The following is a 22,340-nucleotide window of genomic DNA, read 5'->3' as shown; positions in this document are numbered from 1 at the left end:
ATCGACCGAACGCTTTGGAGGCTCGCGGCCGCTCTTAAAATTTGCGATTCGCCCACTTCCTGTGCGTTGCACAAGAAGTGGGCGGGGCACCTCAACCCTACTCCGCTGCCTCGCTCTTGGGATCCGACAGCATCGGCTTCGGAGCGATTCCGGCACCGGGCTTCATGCGGAATTCGTAGGTCATGAGGTGCCAGGGCGCCGCCGCGAGCTTGCCATCGGGCATCACCGGATCGGTGCGCTGTTCGACCTGCGCGATCAGTTCGTCCTTCACGCCGAACACCACGTCGCTGTCGAGATAGGCGTCGCCGCCGATGAAGACATGGGTGATCAGCGGCTCATGGCCTTTGGCGTCGACCAGGAAATGCACATGGGCCGGCCGCATCGGGTGGCGGCCGGCGCCCACGATCATCTGCCCGACCGGACCGTCGGTCGGAATCGGATAGCTGCACGGCAGGATGGTGCGGAAGAAGAAGCGCCCATCGGCATCGGTGATGAAGCGCGCCCGCGATGACGGGCCGTCGGAGGCATAATCGGGCCGCTGCGAGTCGTAGAAGCCTTCATCGTCAGCATGCCAGACATCGACCGACGCGCCCGCCAGAGGCGCGCCGGAAAGATCGGTGACACGGGCCTGCACGAACATCTTCTCGCCCTTCAGGTCCGCGGAAATGTCGGTGCCGTGAGGGGTGACCTTGTGCTCGCCGACATAGAACGGGCCGAGCACGGTGGTCTCCGTCGCCCCTGCCCTGTCGCGATGATTGATGGCATCGAGCAGCATCGACACGCCGAGCACGTCGGACAGCAGGATGAACTCCTGCCGGCTCGCGGTGCAGGTCTGGCCGGTGCGGGTGAGGAAGTCGATCGCGGTGGCCCATTCGTCGAATGTCAAATTCGTCCGGCGCACATAGTCGTGCAGCGACCTGACGAGCTCCTGCAGCAGGACCTTCGTACGCGCGTCCGGCGTGCCTTCGAAGCTGGCGACGACGGCATCCGTGAGCTCGCCTTCGTTGAATTGGGTCATGACCGATCCTCCCTGCGCAAAGGGTACACGAGGCATCCCTGGCCTGCCATTGGAAGTGGGGCATTTTTCGGCTATCAGGAGCACAAATGACCGTGCGCGCATGATCCTCGCGCAAGTCCTCAAAAAGCCAGATGACAGCGGAGACGTCCCGATGCTCGCCCCGACACCTGCCTCGCCCGAAACCGTCGGCATGTCGAAAGCCGCTCTCGCGCGCATCGATGCGCATCTGCAGCAGCGCTATGTCGACGCCGGCCGTTTTCCGGGCGCCCAGCTGATGGTCTATCGCCGCGGCAAGATCGTGCATCAGAGCTCGCACGGCTATGCCGATGTCGAGCGCAAGGTGCCGGTCACCGACCAGACGATCTACCGCATCTATTCGATGACCAAGCCGATCACCTCCGTCGCCTTCATGATGCTGGTCGAGGAAGGCAAGGTCGCATTGGACGAGCCGGTCGCGAAATACATTCCCGAGTGGAAGAATCTCGGCGTGTTCGTCGCCGGCACTGCGCCGGCCTTCATCAGCCGGCCGCCGACGCGGCCGATGCTGATCGTCGACCTGCTGCGCCACACGTCGGGACTGACCTACGGCTTCCAGCAGCGCTCCAATGTCGATGCCGCCTATCGCGACGCCAAGATCGGCGCGGTCGAGAAGACCGGCACGCTGCAGTCGATGATCGATGACCTCGCGAAGATTCCGCTGGAGTTCTCGCCCGGCGAAGCCTGGAACTACTCGGTGTCGACCGACGTCTTAGGCTATCTCGTCGGCAAGATTGCCGACAAGCCGTTCGAGCAGTTCCTGAGGGAGCGCATCTTCGAGCCGCTCGGGATGGCCGACACCGATTTCCACGTCCCCGCGGCCAAGGCGCACCGGCTGGCCGCATGCTACTCGGCCGATCCCGCCGGCATGATGTCGTTCCACGCGGCCGACCGGAAGGGCGGCCTGACCTTGCAGGACGATCCCGCCACGAGCACGTTCCTGAGCCCGCCCGACTTCATCTCCGGCGGCGGCGGCCTGTGCGCGACGACGGCGGACTATCTCACCTTCTGCCGCGCGCTGATCAATGGCGGCGAGCTCGGGGGCGTCAGACTGCTCGGGCCGAAGACGCTGAAGCTGATGACCTCGAACCATCTGCCGGGCGGCGTCGACCTGCCGGCGCTGTCGCGCTCGATGTTTGCGGAAGCGGCCTATAACGGCATCGGCTTCGGGCTCGGCTTCTCGGTGACGATGGACCCGGCCAAGACGCTGATCGCCGGCAGCGCGGGCGAGTACGCCTGGGGCGGCGCGGCCTCGACCGCCTTCTGGATCGACCCGGCTGAAGAGCTGATCACGATCTTCATGACCCAGGTGCTGCCGTCGAGCGCCTATCCGATCCGGCGCGAGTTGCGCTCGATGGTGTACGCCGCAATCAGCGAGAGCAATGTGTAGCAGCCGCTGTGGCGCGAAAGCCTCTGCAGGAACCGAGGGATCGTGACGCATTGAGCTTGGCGCGCTCGGGCCGTGCTCCTATGCTGACAGGGATGTGAACGGCCGATCACGCAAAGCAATTGCGAATGCGGCCGCCGCAGCCTGATATCCGCGCGCTGCAGACATTCACCCTCCGCGCCTTTGCGGCTGTCCTTCCCCGGCACGGGACGGCGATCGCGAACGCCACCAACGGGGCATCCGTGCCGAAGCTCTCCCTGCCCGTCCGGCTTGCGCTCCTGGTCGCGGGGACCACGCTGCCGCTCATCCTGTTCGCGGGCGGGATCGTCTTTCACAACTACACGCAGGACCGCAACGAGGCGCGGCAGCGGGTGCTCGACACCGTGCGCAGCATCCGCCTGACGCTCGATGCGGAGATGCAGCGCATGACCGGCGGCATCCAGGTCCTCGCCCTCACCGATGCCTTGAAGACCGGCGATTTCGAGCGCTTCCGTCCGATCGCGATGGGCTTTCTCGAGCAATACGGCAAGGACGGCACCATCCTGGTCGCCGATCGCGAGGGACACCAGCTGTTCTCCTCGGCGACGACGGATACGGCTCACCTGCCGCTCCGCAGCAACCGCGAGATCACCCAGCTCGTGTTCGAGACGCGGCGGCCGCAATATTCCGACCTGTTCTACGGCATCGTGAAGAAGAGCCTGATCGTCACCGTCGAGGTGCCGGTGTTTCGCGATGGCCAGGTCATCTACGACATCTCGTTCAGCCCGCCGATCGCGATGTTTCAGACCATCCTGGAAAAGCAGCTTCCGAGTGCGGATTGGACATTGTCGCTGCTCGACCGCCAGGCCACGGTGTTCGCGCGCGTGCCCAATCCGGCTGCGACGATCGGCAAGAAGGCGTCGCCGACGGTGATCGATCGCATGACCGGCGAGCACGAGGCGACGCTGTCGAGCACCTCGCTGGAAGGCGTGCCGCTGCTGTCGAGCTTCACCCATTCCACGCTGACCGGCTGGATCATCGGCGCCGGGATCACCGAGACCTCGCTGGTCGCGCCGCTGTGGCGCAACCTCGCCATCACCAGCCTGATCGGCGGCATCATGCTGGCGATCGGTCTTGCCTTCGCGGTGCGGATGGCCACCACGATCGCACGCGCCGAGATGCTGCATGACCTGCTGATCGAGGAGCTCAACCATCGCGTCAAGAACACGCTGGCGATCCTGCAGGCGATCGCGGTGCAGAGCTTCCGCAGCGCCAGCCGCGCCGAACGCGAGAAGTTCGAAGGACGCCTCGGCGCGCTGGCGGAAGCGCACAACCTGCTCAGCAAGGAGAAATGGCAGGGCTCCGAGCTCGAGGACGTGATCGGCCGCGTGCTCAAGCCCTACCGGCTGAACAATCCCGAGCGGATCAGGATCTCCGGCCCGAAGGTCGCGCTGTCGCCGCGGCTCGCCGTCGTGCTGTCGATGATCGTGCACGAGATCGCGACCAACGCCGCCAAGTACGGCGCACTGTCCAACGACACCGGCACGGTCGATCTGTCCTGGGAGTTCACCCCGGCGGATGCAGCCAAGAAGCTGCCGGCACGGCTGCGGCTGGTGTGGCAGGAGACCGGCGGTCCCGTCGTGTCGGCGCCGATCCAGCGCGGCTTCGGCTCGCGCCTGATCGAGCGCAGCGCACGTGATCAGCTCGGCGGAGAAGCCACGGTCGACTTCCTGCCGCCCGGCGTCGTCTACACCATCAGCTGCAAGCTCGAGGACTAGCCGAACCGCTGCAGCACCGGAAAGGTCTCGAGCAGCCAGATGCTGAAGGTCGATACCGCCCCGGTGAGGAAGCCGATGCCCGTGACGATCATCAGCACGCCCATCGCGCGCTCGACATTCACGAGGTGGCCGCGCATCCGCATGAACAGCGCCGAGAACTGTTCGATCATGAAGGCCGCGACCAGGAACGGAATGCCGAGACCGGCGGAGTAGATCGCCAAGAGCCCGGCGCCTTTGGCGACCGTCGATTCGGCTGCGGCGATCGACAGGATCGCGGCCAGGATCGGGCCGATGCACGGTGTCCAGCCGAAGGCAAAGGCGAGCCCCATGACATAGGCGCCCCAGAGGCCGACCGGCTTCGGAATCGGCAGCCGCCCCTCGCGCATCAGGAATGCGATGCGGGTCAGGCCGAGGAAGTGCAGCCCCATCACAATGATGACGATGCCGGCGAGGATCGACAGCTGCTCCGACCATGCGCGGATCAGGCCGCCGATCAGCGAGGCGCTGGCGCCCAGCATCACGAACACGGTCGAGAAACCGAGCACGAACAGCCCGGCCGAGATCATCACGGCCCGTCGCGACGCCGCGGGCGGCTCCTCGCTCTCGATATGCTCGATCGTGGCGCCGGTGAGATACACCAGATAAGGCGGAACCAGCGGCAGGACGCAGGGCGACAGGAAGCTCACCAAGCCGGCGATGAAGGCCGCCGGAATCGATACGTTCTGAATCATGCCAGTCCCGTGATACGCCCCATGAGCGGCGTCCTGACGCCGGGGGCACGACGCTTCATGCCGCCGATGCGGAGAATACGCAACAGAGGCGCCGAAGTTGCGGCCGGCCGCCGCAGGCTGATCGTCATCAGCAAGGCGTTGGGACTGAAAGGCGGATGATCAGGCTGGAGCAACGAGGCCCCTCTTTGCGCCAGAGGCCGTCGGAGGCGACAAATACGATCCAACCGGAGGAGCCGCCGCTCGCGCTTTCACAGCGCGATCACGGCATATCACAAATGCGCTAAATGCACCTTTGTGCACATAACGAACTATGCTATTTCACCACTCGCAGCAGCGGCTGACGGCGCTGGCCCGGCTGCAGCTTCGGATCGCGCAGCTTGTCCGGGTTGTCAGATTGGACCATCTCATCGCACAGCGACTTCAGATCGTCTTCGCTCAATCGGTTCAGCTTCATGCGCAGATCGAGGATCGCCACCGAAATCAAATGCGCCGATTCGCGATTGCCGGTCGCGACGAGGGTCGCGCGGCATTGCTCCAGGGACGCGAGCACTGCAAGCATTTGGTCATCTGAATGGGCCACGGGCGTCGTTCCGTTCTAGCGTGCGGCGAGATGGAGCCGAGCAAATCCCGACTCACGGATGGCTTTCCAATACGTCATCTGTTGCTCCCCGTCCGCGCTCCCCATGCGGCTCTGCTGCGCCTGTCGTGCGAAGCAGATTCGTCCGAAGCCGGCCACCGGCCTCTGCGCGTGACCACACGAAGGCGCAACGTCGATCACCGGGATTCGATGAGTCAGCGCCACCATCCGTTCATCAAGATAGCATGACGCATGGTCATCTTCGAATACCATTTCGCTGTGGTCGACGCAAAAACCATCGCTGTCCGGGACGATTCGCGCTAAGCGTGTCCCTGGCATACATGGTGTGTACCCCTGCGCATCTGCAGGTGGTAAGACCATGCTGCAAATGTGAGAGGTCGAAAGACTCGTCTCGCGCGTCAATGTCTCAACCAATCCATGGCGCAAACACCGCCATGTTCCGTAGTTCATCGGTGTCACTCTAGCAGGCGGAGAGAGCTTGTATGCGCGTTGCGGCGGAACGGGGCGTTCCTCAGGAGGAACGCAAGGAGGCAGTTGCCCCCCAGGTTACCGCTCAGGTGACCCTGGCGCCGGCCGCGCATGACGATTCGTCTGCAGCGCCGGGAACCGGTGGCGACCAGGGGCGTGACGACGTCGCGACCGGCCCCGCTCCGGGCAAGGCGCCCGCGCGCTCCGCTGCGAGCCGTGCCGCTCCGGCCAAGGGAAGCCTCAGCAAATCGGCGCTGGCAAGTCTCACCGACTGGGATGCTGCGCGGATCTTCCTCGAAGTGGTCAGGGCGGGCAGCTTCCGCTCCGCCGCGGAACGATTGACACTCTCGATCAACGCGGTCCGGCGGCGCATCGATGATTTCGAGCGCCAGATCGGCGCGACGCTGTTCACGCGTGACGTTCATGGCGCGCGACTGACCGACGAAGGCGCGCTCGTGGTCTCCGCGGTCGAGCGCATGGAAGCTGCCTCCTTCGAGCTGCTGCGCGCCGGCGACGGCCTTGCGGGCGCGGCCTCCGGCGAGGTCCGCGTCGCGGTGACCGAGGGCCTCGGCACGTTCTGGCTCGCGCCGCGTCTGGTGGAATTCCAGCAGAGCTTTCCGAACGTGATGGTCGACCTGTACTGCGCGATGCGCTCGGCCGACGTGTCGCGTCACGAGGCCGACGTCGCCATTCATTTGTCGCGGCCGGCCGCGCTCGACGTCAAGCTGGTCCGGCTCGGCCGCATGCACCTGATGTGCTTTGCCAGCGAGAAATATCTCGAAACGTATGGCACACCGAAGACGATTGACGAGCTGGTGAAACACCGGTTGGTTCTGCAAGTAGCGGATGAAGCGGCGGCCAATGCAGCTTTCGCGACCATCTTCCCCGGCTATGAGCAGCGTGACCTGATCGCGATGACCACCAATGTCTCCAGTGCCAATTATTGGGCCGTGGCCCATGGCGCCGGTATCGGAGTATTCCCAACCTATGCGAGCGCCCTGGGCGGGAAGATCGTCCCCCTGGAGGTCGACCTGAAGTGGTCCTACGACATCTGGTTGTCTTACCACGCCACCACCGGGCGCATCCCTAGGGTGCGCCACATGATCGACTGGCTTGTGGAGGCTTTTAACCCTGGCAAATACCCGTGGTTTAAAGACGAATTCATTCATCCACAGCAACTTAAAACAGTATATATGGGTGAACCCCTGACCCATCTATTCGGGGGATTTCCGACGGAAGGACGGTAAAATCAGTATGAATAAATCAGCGGCAAAGAAGATGAAGCAACGCAGCGCCGGCAAGCCCGACATCGAGCTTGGCAAGCGCATTCGCCTGCGGCGTGTGGAGCAGAAGATCTCCCAAGCAGAGCTTGGCGAAAAGCTCGGCGTCAGCTTCCAGCAGGTCCAGAAGTATGAAAAGGGTGTCAACCGGGTCGGCGCTGCGCGTCTGCAGCAGATCGCCACCGCGCTCGACGTGCCCGTGACGTTCTTCTACGACGGCGACAACAAGGCCCGTGAGGTCGAGAGCCTCCTGTTCCTGGACTCCGCCTTCAGCCTGCGGTTGCTGCGTGCCTACAGCAAGATCAAGGACCAGACGGTGCAACGTCAGCTGGTGTCCCTGATGGAATCGATCGCTGCCAACGAAGAGTAAGCGAGGCCGTCTGACAGGCCTCCTCGTGATGGATATGGGCCATCTTCGCTCGAGGGCGCAACTTGGGGGCGCCAGGCGCTCAGCCGGCTCGGGCGAGTTCACGGCATCGGCCTGCTAGGCCGATCGACCGATGCCCCGGCCTTTCGAGTCCGCCCAGCAATGGCTGCGCGGTCCGAGGCTTCGTCACCTCTCAAGAGCCCCATCTGCCGTCATAGGAAGTGGCGGCATGCCGGCGCGTCGTCCGCGCGCCTCATATGCTGCGACCTGTTGCGGTGATCTGCGTTGACGACACACCCGGCGCGGTGAACCATGGGCTGAGAGCCCTGTCGTCCTGGATTTCCCGCCATGTCCCCATCATCCGCCGCCTTCGCCGAGGGCAAGATTCTCGTGACCATCGACGACCGCGTCGGCATCGTCACCTTCAACAATCTCGACAAGCGCAACGCGATGTCGCTGGAGATGTGGCAGGGCCTTGGCGAGGCGCTGACCGCCTTGCGCGACGATCCCGAAATCCGCGTCGTGGTGCTGACCGGCGCCGGCGGCAAGGCGTTCGTCTCCGGCGCCGACATCAGCCAGTTCGAGCAGAGCCGCCACAACGCCGCGGCCTCGGAGGCCTATGCCGAGCGCAGCGCCGCCCAGCGCGCCCTGCTCGCCGCCTACCCGAAGCCCACGATCGCCTGCATCCGCGGCTTCTGCCTCGGCGGGGGCTTGCAGATCGCGATGCTCACCGACATGCGCTTTGCCTCGGAGGACAGCCAGTTCGGCATCCCCGCTGCCAAGCTCGGCATCGCCTATGGCCATGACGGCCTGCGCAACCTGGTGTCGCTGGTCGGGCCGTCGCAGGCCCGGCTGCTGCTCTATACGGGGATGCGGATCGACGCCGCGGAGGCGCTGCGGATCGGCCTCGTCGACCGGATGATGGCCGCGGACGAACTGATGCCCGCCACGCTCGACATCGCCCGCAGCATCGCCGGCAACGCGCCCTTGGCGGTGCAGGCCGCCAAGATCACCATCGCCGAGGTGCTGAAGGACGAGAGCCGCCGCGACATGGACGCGATCAAGCGGATCGGCGACGCCTGCATGGATTCGGAGGATTTCCGCGAAGGCCGCCGCGCCTTCATGGAGAAGCGCAAGCCGAGCTTCACGGGGCGCTAGATCATGAGGCGTTCCACGCCTCATGATCTCGTCTCTTGCCTGAGCATGATCATGTCGGAAAACCGGTCCCCACTTTTCCGGATCATGCTCTACAGCGCCTCCAGGACCGCCTTGGTGACGTCCACCGTGCCGGCGTGGCCTCCGAATTCGAACGGCTTGAGGCCGGACGCATAGACCTCGTCGACCGCCCGCTCGATCCGCTGCGCGGCCTCGGCGGCGCCTTCGATGCCGTGGGTGTCGGCCAGCCAGTCGAGCATCATCGCGGCCGACAGGATCATCGCGGTCGGGTTGGCCTTGCCCTGCCCCATGATGTCAGGCGCGGTGCCGTGGCAGGGCTGGAACACGGCGTGGCGATCGCCGATGTCGGCCGAGGGCGCCATGCCCATCCCGCCGACGAGGCCCGCGGCGAGATCCGACAGGATGTCGCCGAACATGTTCTCGGTGACGAGCACATCGAAATCCCAGGGGCGCTTCACCAGCATCAGGGCGCAGGCATCGATGTAGAGACGCTCCGTCTTCACGTCAGGATGAAGCTCGGCGACCTCGTCGAAAATCTTGCGGAAGTAAGCGAAGGCCTTGAACACATTGGCCTTGTCGACGCAGCCTAAAGTGCCCGGGCGGCCGCGCGCCTTACGCCGTTCGGCGAGCTTGAAGGAGAAGTTGAAGAGACGCTCGGAGGTCTTGCGGGTGATGACGAGGGTCTCCCGCGCCTCTTCATGTGTCACCACACCTTTGCCCATCGAGGCGAACAGGCCTTCGGTCGACTCGCGGATGACGACGAAGTCGATGCCGCGCTCGGCCGCGCCGACGATCGGGCTCGGCACGCCCGGGATCAACCGCGCCGGCCGCACGCCCGCATACAGATCGAAGTGAAAGCGCAGCTCGATCTGCGGCGCGATCTCGGTGTTGTCGGGATAGCGCACCGACGGGAGGCCGCAGGCGCCGAGCAGGATCGCATCCGCCTCATCGCACAGCCGGATCGTCGACTCGGCGATCGAGACGCCGGTGGCGAGATAGTTGTTGGCGCCGGCCTGGGCCTCGGTGAAACGGAACGACAGGCCGGCCTTGGCCTCGACCTTGCGCAACACTTCAAGCGCCGGCGCCATCACTTCAGGACCGATGCCGTCACCGGGGAGGACTGCGATATGGAGGGCGTTGGTGGAGGGCATGGGGCGGCGCTTTCGAAGACGAGATTGAAGAGCCGTCATGCCCGGGCTCGATCCGGGCATCCATCACTTTCAAGCGACACGACGCCCGCGGCGTGGATGGCCGGGTCAAGCCCGGCCATGACGAGAGGATACAGCCGTGGCTTACGGCGTCAGCACGGCGCGGCCGACGAGCTGACCCTTCTGCAGGTCGTGCAGGGCGTCGTTGGCCTTGGCGAGCGGCATCGGGGTCACCGGGATCGGCGCGATGTTCTTGGCGCGGACCAGGTCGAGCAGCTCCTTGGTCTCGCGGAGATTGCCGACATAGCTGCCCTGGATCGTCACCGCCTTGATCGGGATGAGCGGCAGCGCCCACGGCGCGCCGCCGCCGAACAGGCCGACGATGACGAGCTTGCCGCCCTTGGTCAGGCAGTCGAAGCCGAGCTGCGCGGTCGCGGCATTGCCGACCAGGTCGATCACCGCCCGGATCGGCTCGCCCGCCGCCTTGTTCAACTGCTCCAGCGCGTCCGGCGCCTTGCCGTCGACAGCGGCCAGCGCGCCTGCGGCCAGCGCGGCCTCGCGCTTACGCGCGTCGATGTCTACCACGATCGCGCCCTTGCCGCCCATCGCCTTCAGCAGCGACAGCGCCATCAGGCCGAGGCCGCCGGCGCCGAAGATCACGATCGGCGTGTCGAAATCCTTCTCCACCTTCTTCAGCGCGCTGTAGGTGGTGACGCCCGAGCAGGCATAGGGCGCCGTCGTCACGGGATCGAGGCCCTTGAGGTCGATCAGGTGGCGCGGATGCGGCACCGTCATGTGATCGGCGTAGCCGCCGTCGCAATAGACGCCGAGCGAGGCCGGCTTCAGGCACATGTTCTCGTCGCCCGCGAGGCAAGTCGCGCATTTGCCGCAGCCGATCCAGGGATAGACCAGCGCGACGTCACCGACCTTCAAGCCGCCCTTCTCCGCTTCGGTCACGTCGGGACCGAAGGCCACGATCTCGCCGGCGCTTTCATGCCCCATGGTCCGCGGCAGCGACACGCCGCGATCCTTCAGCGACAGCGGCTTGCGGCCGTGGCCGAGATCATAGCCGCCTTCCCAGATGTGCAGGTCGCTGTGGCAGACGCCGGCCGCCTTCACCTTGATCAGCACCTGCTTGCCGAACGGCTGCGGCGTCGGCTCGTCGACCTCGGTCAGCGGCGCGTTGAAATCGGTGACCTTGAAGCTCTTCATGGTTTCACTCCCGTAGTCCGGTTGGCTGGCGGGACCGGACGGCGTCGTGACGGGACAAGCGGACGACAGCTTGCGCTGGGGCAAGCTGACCTCGACGTCTCCTCCCGCCATCGACGCGTCCGGCGGATCCGGACTGTTCTTGCGATGCCGGGAACATTGGCCGGAAACGCTGGGAGCAGCAAGGCCGCGCGCATAGCGCGCATTCATGGCAGCCCTGCAGCCTTTTGCCTCAGCGCGCTCAGCCGTTGTCCCGCGCAATTGCGGACGCCTCGCGCAGGACATCAGCGGTGTGCTCGCCGAGACTGGCCGAGCGCGGTCCGGCCGCGACCTTCGCCTCCGACATCCGGAACGGCAGGTTGACGACCTTGAAGGTGCCGGCGTCATCCTCGACCTCCGCCAGCGCGCCACGATGCACGATCTGCGGATCGGCCAGCGCCTCGGCGACGCTGCGATAGGCCGAACTCGGCACGCCGCCCGCGTTCAAAGCTGCGACGCAATCGGCGACGCTGAGCCGGCCCGACCACGCTTCGACGCCGTCCATGAGCGCGCCCCAGTTTGCCCGCCGGTCGGAATATTTCGCGAAGCGGACATCGCTCATCCACTCGGGATGGCCGATCACCACCATCAGGTTCTGGAACGTCTTCTCGCTGGCGATGGCGATCATGACGTAGCCATCGCGGCATGCCGCCGGGCCGAAGGTCGGCCGCGACGGCTGGACGACCGGGAATTGCGACCATTGGATCTCGTTCAAGGTCAGGCTCAGCATCGATTCCAGCATCGAGCAGTCGATGTGCTGGCCACGCCCGATCCGCTCGCGCTGATACAGCGCGGAGGCGATGGCGCCGAAGGCGTAGGTCCCGGTGACCACGTCGGCATGATAGATGCCGCAATAATCCGGCCGGTCGCGCCCCGGCTGGTAGGCGAGATGCGCCATGTCATAGCCCGAGGCGGCGTGGATCACCGGCGCATAGGCGGGAAGTTCCGCCGACGGGCCGGTCTGGCCGTAGCCCGAGATCGAGCAGTAGATCAGCCGCGGGTTGAGCGCACTCAAGATGGCGTAGTCGAGCCCGAGCCTCTGCATCACGCCGGGCCGGAAGTTCTCGACCAGGATATCGGCGGATGCGACCAGCCGACGCACGGCCTCGACGCCCTCGCCCGACTTGAGATCCAGCACCACGCTCTTCTTGCCGACATTGAGCTGACCGAAAGCGGTGGAGCAGCCATGCCGCACTGGCGGCCGGATGCGCATGGTTTCACCTTCGGCTGACTCGATCTTGATCACCTCCGCACCCATATCTGCAAGCATGCGGGCACAGTGCGGGCCGGCGATGGTGGTCGAAAAGTCCAGCACGCGCAGGCCCTCGAAGCATCCTGTCAAACGGCTCTCATGCTCTCGATCTAGACTCACGCGTGTAGCTCCCTGTTGTCGGCGTTTCTTCTGTGCCGGACGCGACCGAAGGCCGGCCCGTCCTCGCATTTACGAAGCGTAAGCCATCGGACGGCGTGCCCGTCTTGTCTAGATCGAACCATTCGATGTCGAACGCGTTTGGCCTTTCGCGGCGCTGCGGCATCGCCCTTTTGTTAATGGCTGAATTTGGACCCTTTCTTGCATAGGACGAACATGGGGCTTGATCGAGGACATCTCTTGCGGGTTCTGTTCGTTACGACCGAAATGGACGATTTCGTCCGGGTGGGCGGACTGGCTGCGGTTTCCGCAGCACTTCCCCGGGCACTGCGCTCACACACCGACGTCAGGATCATGCTGCCCGGCTACCGGGACGTGATCGAGCAACTCACTCACATCGAGATCGTCGGCCACTGCGCGCCGCTGGCAGAGATGCCCGGTTGCGCGCTCGGCCGGTCATCGACGCGCGACGGCCTGCCGGTCTACGTCCTGCTCTGCGACGAACTGTATGACCGGCCGGGCAACCCTTACGGCGACGAGAGCGGCAACGACTGGCCGGACAACGACATCCGCTTCGGCCGCCTGGCCGCGGCGGCGGCCGAGCTCGCCGCAGGCACGCTGGACACGAACTGGGCAGCGGACCTCGTGCATGCCAACGACTGGCAGGCGGCGCTGGTGCCGGCCTATCTGGCATGGCGCGGGGTCGATGTGCCATCGATCCTGACCATCCACAACTTGGCCTATCAGGGCCTGTTCCCACGGGAGTCGCTGCGCCGGATCGGCGCGCCGGAATCCTCGTTCCACATCGACGGCCTCGAGTTCTACGACAAGCTCTCCTTTCTCAAGGGCGGCCTCGTCTATGCCTCGCATCTGACGACCGTCAGCTCGACCTATGCCAAGGAGATCACGACCTCCGAGCTCGGTTGCGGCCTCGAGGGCCTGCTGCGCCAGCGCTCCAATGCGCATGAGCTGACCGGCATCCTCAACGGCATCGACGAGAGCTGGGATCCCCGCTATTGCCAGCAGCTGGCGCAGCCCTTTGCCGCCGGCGACTGGAACGGCAAGAAGGCCAATGCCGACTACGTCCGCAAGCAGTTCGGTCTGGCGGTGTCGCGCGGCCCGATGTTCGGCATCGTCGCGCGGCTGGTACATCAGAAGGGGATCGATCTGGTGCTGGAGGCCGCCGACGAGATCGTCGGCGCCGGCGGCCAGATCGTCGTCACCGGAACCGGTGAGCCTTCGATCGAGCGCGCGCTGATGGATGCGCATCGCCGCCGGCCGGATTCGATCGGCGTGGCGATCGGCTTCAACGATGCCCAGGCGCGGCGCATCTTCGCCGGCAGCGACTTCACCTTGATGCCTTCGCGGTTCGAGCCGTGCGGCCTCAGCCAGATGTATGCGCAGCGCTTCGGCTCGCTGCCGATCGGCCACCAGACCGGCGGCCTCGCGGAAACGATCACCGACGGCGAGACCGGCTTCCTGTTCGAGAAGCCGTCGGCGGAGTCGTTCCTGGGTGGCGTCAAGCGGGCGTTCTCGGCGTTCCGGCGCACCGAGCAGCTGAACGCGATGAGGCTGTCGGCGATGGCGCGCTCGTTCAGCTGGGATCTCTCGGCCGCCTGCTACAACGCGCTGTATCGGAAGATGCTCGCGTCCTGATCAGGACGGCCCGTCATCTGAACAACAAAAAGCCCGGGCCGTTGGCCCGGGCTTTTTTTCGTCTGCGCCGTGCGGCCGATTACGCCGCGCGCACCGCTTCGAGGAAGTTACCGACCTCGCGCTTGAGGCGGTTGGAGTCGCCGGCGAGCGATTGCGCCGAGGACAGCACCTCGGCCGAGGCCGAGCCGGTCTGGGCCGCGCCGCGCTGCACGTCGGTGATGTTCGAGGAGACCTGCTGGGTGCCGTGCGCCGCCTGCTGCACGTTGCGGGAGATTTCCTGCGTCGCCGCGCCCTGCTCCTCGACCGCCGCGGCAATCGTGGCGCCGATCTCGGCAAGGCGCTCGATGGTCGAGCTGATCGCCTGGATCGCGTTGACCGATTCCTGGGTCGCCGCCTGCACGCCGGAGATCTGCTGAGAGATCTCGTCGGTGGCCTTGGCGGTCTGCTCGGCCAGCGCCTTCACCTCGGTCGCGACCACCGCGAAGCCGCGGCCGGCATCGCCGGCGCGCGCCGCCTCGATGGTGGCGTTGAGCGCCAGCAGGTTGGTCTGGCCGGCAATGGTGTTGATCAGCTCGACGACGTCGCCGATGCGCGCCGCCGCCTGGGACAGCTCGGCGACGCGGCTGTTGGTCTGGCGCACCTGCTGCACGGCATCGCCGGCCATGCGCGCGGAGGTCTGTACCTGCCGGCTGATCTCAGTCACCGAAGAGGAGAGCTCCTCGGTGGCGGAGGCAACCGACTGGACGTTGGCGGAGGCTTCCTCCGACGCCGCCGCGACGACCGTGCTGAGCTCCTTGGAACGGTTCGCGGTGTTGGTCAGCGTGTCGGCGGACGTCTCCAGGCCGGAGGCGGCCGACGACACGGTGTTGACGATGTCGGCGATGGTCGCTTCGAAGCTGCGGGTCAGCGTGTCCAGCCGGCGGGCGCGGTCGATCTGCGCCTGGGCATCGCGCTGCGCCGCCTCGTCGGAGGCCTTCTTGGCGATCAGGGCATCCTTGAAGATCTTGAGCGCGCGGGCCATGGCGCCGATCTCGTCCTTGCGGGTGTCGCTCGGAATCTCCGCGCTCAGCTCACCATTGGCCAGACGCAGCGTCACGCCGGTCAATCCGACCAGCGGGCCGATGACACCACGGACGACGCTGATCACTGCCGCGACCGAAACCGCCGCGACGAGCAGCAGCACGCCGAGCGCAACAGACAACCGCAACCGTGCCGCAGCGATCGCCCCGTCGATCGACTGATGCGCCGACTTGAGCGCCGCATCGCGCAGCACGAGCACGTTGTTGAGCATCGGCGTGGTGAACCGGACCCACTCCTCCACGGTGATCGGCGAGGGCTGACCATCGCGCGCAGCGCTGACGATCTGCCGATAGCGGCGCTCGCCATCGCCCATCAAGGTCGAGCGGACATGCTCGAGCGCAGCAGATACCTCGGGCGCGTTGCGGATGCTGCGCGCGGCCAGTTCGATCTGCTGCCACAGCAACGTGACCTGGCCGCTTGTCTCGGTCACCTCGGCGAGACGAAGCGGCGTCCAGTTCGTGTTCTGAATGAAGAAACGCAGCACCGACGAACGCCCGCCATTCGTGCTGCGCATCGAATTCGACAGCTGCGCGAGCTGTGCCGATGGCAGGAGGTTCTCGACCTCGCCGCCGGCCTTTGCGAGCTCGATCGCGGTCTCGTCGATGGCTGCGCTGAGCTCGTCGACCGCGCGCCCAAGACGATCGGACGTTTCGATATGGGCATTGGCTGGGCGCTGTGCGGCCGGCAGTTGCGCCGCGGCTCGTCCTGGCCCGCGCAGACCCTTCAAGGTCTGCATAGCGGCATCGATACTCCTGGTCGGCAATCCAGCCGTCTGCACCGCGATCCTGGCTTGGGCGAGCGCCTCGTCCGTCGCCGCGATTGCTTTGTCGAGCTTCGCCAGATCATCGGCCGAGGCGGCTCCGGGCGCGCTGAGCAGAATCCACTGGCCGCGTTCGAGCGGGATCAGAGCATTCACCTTCATCACCAGCTCGAAGGCATCGAGGACCCGCGCGGCCTGCTCACGCTTGCCGAGATCGCCCCAGCTGCTCCAGGCGAGCATGCAGGCGAAGGCCATGGCAAACAAGCCGGTCAGCAGATTGCCGGCCAGGATCTTCCATTTGAGGCTGACCGCACCGGCCTCCCTCTGAAGAGGATCGCTGTGCATCGTGGCGAGGTCGGACATCGGTCATTCCCAATCGATTGTCATCTGCCGCGCTGTGACTCGATACTGTCGGCAATCATGGATCGCGGCTCCGCTGCCGCGTCATGATGATTAAGAACAAATGGCGACTAATCCCTTAACTGCGCCTTTTACGAAGGTAATACGATGCAGATCAGTCGAACTAAGACACGGCTGGCTTGAAGAGTTTCAGCCGTCATTCGGCAGCGGCTGCGGTCGCAACGTCCGGATCATGCAGCACTACGCCCGCCAGCGGGTCGAACTCCCCCATCCAGGGCATTCGCTGCAACACTGATCGGGTCTGCTGATAGCCTGCGCTCCAGCGCGCGGTGATGCCACGCTCGGTGAAGTCGACGTCCTTCGCGTGGCTCTCGCGCTCCAATTGTGGCGCGAGCAGCTGGACGACATGCATCCGGGTCTGGCAGCCATAGCTGACGAGCTCGCGTACGGCCGGATCATCGATGGCCTGTTGCGGCAGCCGCCCAGCGAGTTCCTTGATGATGTGGCGGAGCCGGTGAATCTGCTCCTGGCGGGCGATCTGGCTGCCCATGCGGCTCGCATATTGGACGTCCTTGTGGCGGTTGAACACCTCCGCCATCGTCGCGGGCTCGGGGCCGTCGGGATTCCAAAGATTGACCGCGAAGATCAGCGAATTCCGGCGCGGATTGTCGTCGAACACGACCTCGGTCGGCGTGTTCGAGAGGATGCCACCGTCCCAGTACAGCTCGCCGTCGATGCGGACGGCCGGAAAGGCCGGCGGGAGTGCGCCTGACGCGAGGATGTGACGGACATCGAGCACGCCGTCACGGCTGTCGAAATAGCGCATGCGGCTGGTCCGAACATGCGCCGCTCCGACGGTGAGGCGGAGGTCCCCCTTGTTCAGAAGATCGAAATCGACCAGCTCCTTCAGCGTCTCGCGTAACGGAGCGGTGGTGTAGTAGCCCGCCTGCTCGGCCCCGAGCGCAAACATGTCGCCGGCATGGGCCAGCGCGTTGGGCGTGAAGAAGCCGCGGATCCCGTGCATCAGGGTCGTCCAATAGGACAGCCTGTCGTCGAGCTCCGGACATGCGGTGGGGTGGCCCCAGATCGGGCGGGCGTGCATCCGCATCCAGAACTCGCGCAGCCGCGCCGTACGCTGCTGCACCGGACTGCCGGCGATCAGGGCCGCGTTGATGGCGCCGATCGAGGTCCCGATCACCCAATCCGGCTCCACGCCGGCTTCGCTCAGAGCCTGATAGACGCCTGCCTGATACGCGCCGAGCGCGCCGCCGCCCTGCAGCACCAGGACCACCTGCCCGGGAAGCTTGCTGCGATCGATCATCGCGCGCGTCGTCTCGCCGCCCTCGGCCATGTCTGCCTCGTCATCCACGTGAACTCTTGGTCTGTTCGCCCTTGCCGCGTCATTGTTACGACGCCGGCGATCGATGCGACAGGGTCAGCGCTCACATGGGTGGTACGGGGGTCAGGGCCTCGAGGGCGCAGCCTCCGGCTGAGCCGGGGCGGCCGGCTCGTCATCGTCGGCGATGGCGCGCCAGGCCGCGCCTTCGAGATCCTCATACTGGCCGCTCTTCAGCGACCAGAGGAAGCCGACCAGGCCGGCAAGGCCAAGCGCCAGCGCCAGCGGCACCAGGATGATCATCACTTCCATGACGCGGCCTCCTCACGGACCCTGCGGGCCCGCAACGCGTTCAGCATGACCAGGATCGACGAGCCCGACATCGCGGCCGCGGCGATCAATGGCGTGACGACGCCGCTGATGGCGAGCGGCACTGCGAGGACATTGTAGAGCACGGCCAGCCACAAATTCTGCCGCATCAGGTGCAGCGCCTTGCGGGCGTAGTCCACCGCAGCGAGCACCGGTGCCAAAGGGCGGCCGAGGAAGACGAGATCGGCGGTGGCCTGGCTGAGATGCGCGGCCGAGATCGGCGACATCGAGACATGGGCTGCGGCGAGCGACGGCGCGTCGTTCATGCCGTCGCCGACCATCATGACCTTCACGCCCGCGCGCTTCAGCTCCTCGACGCGGGCGATCTTGTCGGCCGGCGTCACGCCGGCGCGCCACTCGGAGATCCCCAGCGCCTTCGCGGCAGCGGCGACGGCCGCCTCGCGGTCGCCCGAGAGGATCTCGACCTTGATGCCGCGGCGCTGCAGGCCGGCGACGATCTTCGCGGCATCGGGACGGAGGCCCTGACGCACGGAGAACAGATACTTCTGATCGCCACGGCTGAAGGCGACGACGGAGGCTTCGGGATCGACGCTCGCGTGCTGCGCCACCAGCGCCTCGGCGCCGCAAAAGGCTGGACGTCCCAACCGGATCTCGACGCCGTCGACGACGGCGCGGACGCCCTGCCCCGGCTCCTCGACTGCGCCCATCAAAGGCGACCTCGACTTGGCGGCCTGGGCGACCGCCGCCGCGACCGGATGATGGCTCGACAATGCGAGCTGGCCGGCCACGGAGAAGATGTCGGCTGGAATGTCCGCGGCGTTGACCACTTCGAGCTCAGGCAGAGTCAGCGTGCCGGTCTTGTCGAAGATGACATGCTCGGCCTCGGCGAGCCGCTCGATCGCGTCGCCCGCATTGAGCAGCACGCCGGACTTGAACATCGCGCCGGACGCGACCGTCTGCACGGTGGGAATGGCAAGGCCGAGCGCGCAGGGACAGGTGATGATCAGCACGGCGATGCCGGTGACGATGGCATCGTGCCAGCTCGCGCCGGCCAGCGCCCAGCCGAGCACGGTCAGCGCCGCTGTGGCATGCACCACCGGCGCATACAGCCGCGAAGCCCGGTCGGCGAGCCGCATGTAGCGCGAACGCGCCTGCAGCGCGGTATCGAGCAGGCGGGTGATCTCGGCGAGCAAGGTGCCTTCAGCCGCCGCAGACACGCGGACGCGCAGGGTGCCGGAGATGTTGAGCGAGCCGGCATAGACCGCGGTGCCCTGCTCGGCCGGCACATACAGCGTCTCGCCAGTGATCAGGCTCTGGTCGATCTCGGAGCGGCCCTCGACCACGACGCCGTCGACGGCGCAGCGCTCGCCGGGGCGCAGCAGCACCAGATCGCCGGCGCGGACGGCGGCGACAGGCACCTCGGAAATCTCGTCGGGACCGATGAACTTGGTCGCGGTCTCTGCCTTCAACGCGGCGAGATTGCCGGCGACCGCGCGGGTCCGCCGCCGCATGCTCTGATCGAGATAGCGGCCGACCAGGAGAAAGGCCAGCAGCATGATCGCGGCGTCGAAATAAGCGTGCTCGGCGTGATGGAAGGTTTCGACGATCGACATGCCCAACGCGAGGATCACGCCGATGCAGATCGGCACGTCCATGTTGACGTTGCCGGTCTTCAAGGCGCGCCACGCGGAGCGGAAGAACGGCTGGCCGGCATAGGCCGCAGCCGGCAGCGCGATCACCGCCGACAGCCAGTGGAAGAAGTCGCGCTGCTCGGGCAGCATGTCGCTGACATTGCCGGACCACACCGGGATCGACAGCATCATCACGTTCATGGTCGCGAACGCCGCGACGCCGAGGCAGCGCAGCAGGAAGCGCGACTCCTCGGCCTCGGTCGCTTCCGCACTGGCCTTCTCGAACGGGTAGGCCTTGTAGCCGAGCTCGGCGAGGCGATCGATGAACTTGGCCGGATCGAGCGTGCCCTGCTTCCACTCCAGCGCAACGCGGCGGTCGGTGAGATTGACCCGCGCCAAGGTGACGTCGGGCAGTGCCGACAGGCCGCGCTCGATCTTGGCCATGCAGCCGGCGCAGCTGACGCCCTCGACCGCGAGGTCGATGTGCTTCAGGCCGGCGCCGAGATCCTTGACGTAATGGGAGAAGTCACGCGTCACGTGCATGATCGGTCCGTCCTTCAGTTCAGCAGCACGCGGTTCTTCGACAGGAACAGCCGCCGGCCGCTGGAATCGCCTTCGAGCACGAGGTCCCACTGACCGGGCGCAATCGCCTCGGCGGTCCCGCGATAGACGCCGATGCCGACCTCGGCGAGATCGACCTCCTGGTCGGCGCGCTTATCGGCCGGGCGCTCGAGCCGGCCCTGGAATTTCACGCCGGAGACCGGGTTGCCGCTGGCGTCACGGGCGTTGACCTGCACCACGGCCGCGCCGGCGGCGCTGCGCTCGATATGCGCCTCCACCTTCCAGCGCCGCGCCTCCTGGTCACGCGCCGCCGCGATCTCCTTCTCGTAGCCGAGGCTGGCGCTATAGGCGCTGTCGACGTCGGTGCCCGGGAGCGTCGAGATCGCCATCTTCATCATGTAGACGTTGACGCCGATCACGAGCCCGAAGAAACCGATGAGCATCGCGAGCACCATGCGTCCGGTCAGCTGAAAGGACGGTTTGGAACGGCTGGCCATGGACGGGCTCCCTCGAGCTTACGGGCTGACGAAATTATCGGTGGCGGAGGCGACGACGCCGAGGCCGATGTCGGTGATGTGGAACTTCACCGGGATCGACTTCTCGGGATTGCTTTCCTCGGGCGCGGTGACCAGCAGGCGCAGCTCCTCGGTCTGGTCGCGGCCGATCACGATCATCGGACGGTCGGGCGTCACGGAATCGGCGCCGACGACGTGGACCGTCGAATTCACCGGACCCTCGATGTCGATGGCGATCACGCGATCGAAGCCGTGCTTGTTGAGGACGCGCACCGTATAGGCGTTGCGGATCGAGCCGTCGGACAGCTTGATCGCGATCGGGTTGCGGTCGTGCAGCACGTTGACGTCGAGCAGCGAGCGGGTCGCGAGCTTGTAGACCATCGCGCCGCCAACGACGGCGATGATCGCGGCGTAGGCGACCGTGCGGGCGCGCACGAGCTTGTAGACCGGCGGCTTGCCTTCCTGGCGGCGGTGGATGTTGATGTCGTTGTCATAGCCGATCAGCCGCGTCGGACGGCCGATCTTGGTCATGACCGTGTCGCAGGCGTCGATGCACAGGCCGCATTGGATGCAGTCCATCTGCGAGCCGTCGCGGATGTCGATGCCGGTCGGGCACACCGCGACGCATTGCTTGCAGTCGATGCAATCGCCGGCCGGCTGGCCCAGCGCGCGCAGCTCGGCCGCCTTCTTGACCGACATGCGGTTCTCGCCGCGGTCATAGCGATAGGTGACGTTCAGCGCCCATTCGTCGGTCAGCGCCGCCTGGATGCGCGGCCACGGGCACATGTAGACACAGACCTGCTCGCGCATGAAGCCGGCGAGCGTGTAGGTCGTCGCGGTCAGGATCGCGATCCAGATATAGGCGAGCGGCGGTCCCTGGAAGGTGACGAGGTCCTTCACCAGGGTCGGCGCGTCGCTGAAATACAGCACCCAGGCGCCGCCGGTCCACCAGGCGATCATTAGCCAGATCGAATGCTTGAGGACGAGCTCGGAGATGCGCTCCAGCTTCATCGGGTCGCTGGAGGCGTCCTTCTTCATGCGCTCGCGCCGGTCGCCTTCGATCAGGCGCTCCACGGCGTAGAACAGGTCGGTCCACACCGTCTGCGGGCAGAGATAGCCGCACCAGATGCGGCCGCCGATCGCGTTCATCAGAAACAGGCCGATGGCGGCGATGATCAAGAGGCCGGTGAAATAATACACCTCCTGCGGCCACAGCTCGATGAAGAAGAAATAGAAGCGGTGGTTCGGGAAGTCGATCAGCACCGCCTGGTCGGGCGCGCCCAGACCGCGATTCCAGCGCACGAACGGCAGGAAATAGTAGACGCCCAGGCAGAAGCCCATCAGGCCCCATTTGATCCGGCGGAAGGTGCCCGAAACGCTCTGCGGATAGACCTTCTTGGTGGGCGCGTACAGTGGACCGTAGTCGTCCACCGGCTGCAGAACTTGCGGCTGCGCCTCCTGAGGCTTCAGGTCGTCGGGTTTTACCGTAAGGTTCATGGCTGGGGTCTTCTCGCAGTTGCGGCCGAAG

General features: G+C 65.8%; 18 protein-coding genes. 6 read left to right on the top strand and 12 right to left on the bottom strand.

Annotation, left to right across the window (positions count from 1 at the left end; translation table 11 throughout):
• Window positions 1-97: 97 nt before the first annotated feature.
• Window positions 98-1,018, bottom strand: coding sequence for an intradiol ring-cleavage dioxygenase (locus tag NLR35_RS23860; protein ID WP_257168967.1), 921 nt, complete (start codon window positions 1,016-1,018; stop codon window positions 98-100).
• 151 nt (window positions 1,019-1,169) lie between these two features.
• Here NLR35_RS23860 and NLR35_RS23855 point away from each other — a divergent pair, with 151 nt between their 5' ends.
• Window positions 1,170-2,444 (top strand): serine hydrolase, encoded by a 1,275-nt coding sequence (locus NLR35_RS23855; RefSeq protein WP_257168966.1) that lies wholly within the window; start codon window positions 1,170-1,172, stop codon window positions 2,442-2,444.
• 239 nt (window positions 2,445-2,683) lie between these two features.
• On the top strand, window positions 2,684-4,198 hold the full coding sequence (locus NLR35_RS23850; RefSeq protein WP_257168965.1) for an HWE histidine kinase domain-containing protein: 1,515 nt from the start codon (window positions 2,684-2,686) through the stop codon (window positions 4,196-4,198).
• Here NLR35_RS23850 and NLR35_RS23845 read toward each other — a convergent pair.
• Together NLR35_RS23845 and NLR35_RS23840 are read right to left on the bottom strand one after the other, a co-directional pair.
• Entirely contained in the window at window positions 4,195-4,929 is a 735-nt protein-coding gene (locus tag NLR35_RS23845; RefSeq protein WP_257168964.1) for a cytochrome c biogenesis CcdA family protein, read from the bottom strand. The two genes, NLR35_RS23850 and NLR35_RS23845, sit on opposite strands and share 4 nt — an antisense overlap.
• Before the next feature lie 313 nt (window positions 4,930-5,242).
• The gene (locus NLR35_RS23840; RefSeq protein ID WP_035646355.1) at window positions 5,243-5,488 is read right to left on the bottom strand and encodes a hypothetical protein; all 246 of its coding nucleotides are present in this window, start codon (window positions 5,486-5,488) and stop codon (window positions 5,243-5,245) included.
• A 521-nt stretch (window positions 5,489-6,009) separates the two neighbouring features.
• On the opposite strand from NLR35_RS23840, the gene NLR35_RS23835 reads away from it, so the two are divergent.
• The 3 genes from NLR35_RS23835 (at window position 6,010) to NLR35_RS23825 (ending at window position 8,800) form a co-directional block, all read left to right on the top strand.
• Entirely contained in the window at window positions 6,010-7,242 is a 1,233-nt protein-coding gene (locus NLR35_RS23835) for a LysR family transcriptional regulator (RefSeq protein ID WP_257168963.1), read from the top strand.
• Window positions 7,243-7,249: 7 nt separating this feature from the next.
• The gene (locus tag NLR35_RS23830) at window positions 7,250-7,645 is read left to right on the top strand and encodes a helix-turn-helix domain-containing protein (RefSeq protein WP_006611929.1); all 396 of its coding nucleotides are present in this window, start codon (window positions 7,250-7,252) and stop codon (window positions 7,643-7,645) included.
• A 345-nt stretch (window positions 7,646-7,990) separates the two neighbouring features.
• On the top strand, window positions 7,991-8,800 hold the full coding sequence (locus NLR35_RS23825; protein ID WP_257168962.1) for an enoyl-CoA hydratase: 810 nt from the start codon (window positions 7,991-7,993) through the stop codon (window positions 8,798-8,800).
• Between the two features lie 89 nt (window positions 8,801-8,889).
• Here NLR35_RS23825 and NLR35_RS23820 read toward each other — a convergent pair whose 3' ends face one another.
• From NLR35_RS23820 to NLR35_RS23810, 3 genes are all read right to left on the bottom strand, one after another.
• Window positions 8,890-9,969, bottom strand: coding sequence for an isocitrate/isopropylmalate dehydrogenase family protein (locus NLR35_RS23820; RefSeq protein WP_257168961.1), 1,080 nt, complete (start codon window positions 9,967-9,969; stop codon window positions 8,890-8,892).
• A 141-nt stretch (window positions 9,970-10,110) separates the two neighbouring features.
• Window positions 10,111-11,178 carry an alcohol dehydrogenase gene (locus NLR35_RS23815; protein ID WP_257168960.1) on the bottom strand — a complete coding sequence of 356 codons (1,068 nt, stop codon included), beginning with the start codon at window positions 11,176-11,178 and terminating at the stop codon, window positions 10,111-10,113.
• A 238-nt stretch (window positions 11,179-11,416) separates the two neighbouring features.
• Complete coding sequence (locus NLR35_RS23810) at window positions 11,417-12,586, bottom strand: CaiB/BaiF CoA transferase family protein (protein WP_374940851.1); 1,170 nt, start codon at window positions 12,584-12,586, stop codon at window positions 11,417-11,419.
• 237 nt (window positions 12,587-12,823) lie between these two features.
• Here NLR35_RS23810 and glgA point away from each other — a divergent pair, with 237 nt between their 5' ends.
• Complete coding sequence (gene glgA, locus NLR35_RS23805; protein WP_257168959.1) at window positions 12,824-14,239, top strand: glycogen synthase GlgA; 1,416 nt, start codon at window positions 12,824-12,826, stop codon at window positions 14,237-14,239.
• 79 nt (window positions 14,240-14,318) lie between these two features.
• Here the strand turns inward: glgA and NLR35_RS23800 are convergent, their stop codons facing one another.
• The 6 genes from NLR35_RS23800 to ccoG all read right to left on the bottom strand — a co-directional run bounded on the left by NLR35_RS23800 (window position 14,319) and on the right by ccoG (window position 22,309).
• Window positions 14,319-16,442 (bottom strand): methyl-accepting chemotaxis protein, encoded by a 2,124-nt coding sequence (locus NLR35_RS23800; protein WP_257168958.1) that lies wholly within the window; start codon window positions 16,440-16,442, stop codon window positions 14,319-14,321.
• A gap of 193 nt (window positions 16,443-16,635) precedes the next feature.
• Window positions 16,636-17,790, bottom strand: coding sequence for a patatin-like phospholipase family protein (locus NLR35_RS23795; protein WP_257169000.1), 1,155 nt, complete (start codon window positions 17,788-17,790; stop codon window positions 16,636-16,638).
• 111 nt (window positions 17,791-17,901) lie between these two features.
• Window positions 17,902-18,087, bottom strand: a complete 186-nt coding sequence (gene ccoS / locus NLR35_RS23790) for a cbb3-type cytochrome oxidase assembly protein CcoS (protein ID WP_257168957.1) — start codon at window positions 18,085-18,087, stop codon at window positions 17,902-17,904.
• Entirely contained in the window at window positions 18,078-20,279 is a 2,202-nt protein-coding gene (locus NLR35_RS23785) for a cation-translocating P-type ATPase (protein ID WP_257168956.1), read from the bottom strand. Before NLR35_RS23785 ends, ccoS begins: the two co-directional genes overlap by 10 nt.
• A gap of 14 nt (window positions 20,280-20,293) precedes the next feature.
• A complete protein-coding gene (locus tag NLR35_RS23780) occupies window positions 20,294-20,794 on the bottom strand; it encodes a FixH family protein (protein WP_257168955.1) in 501 nt (166 codons plus the stop codon).
• Window positions 20,795-20,812: 18 nt separating this feature from the next.
• On the bottom strand, window positions 20,813-22,309 hold the full coding sequence (gene ccoG, locus NLR35_RS23775; RefSeq protein ID WP_257168954.1) for a cytochrome c oxidase accessory protein CcoG: 1,497 nt from the start codon (window positions 22,307-22,309) through the stop codon (window positions 20,813-20,815).
• Between the last annotated feature and the right edge of the window lie 31 nt (window positions 22,310-22,340).

Source organism: Bradyrhizobium sp. SRS-191 (assembly GCF_024586915.1).
Classification (GTDB): domain Bacteria; phylum Pseudomonadota; class Alphaproteobacteria; order Rhizobiales; family Xanthobacteraceae; genus Bradyrhizobium.
The sequence above is the reverse complement of the archived record's forward strand: the minus strand, read 5'-3'. Positions and strand labels throughout refer to the sequence as shown.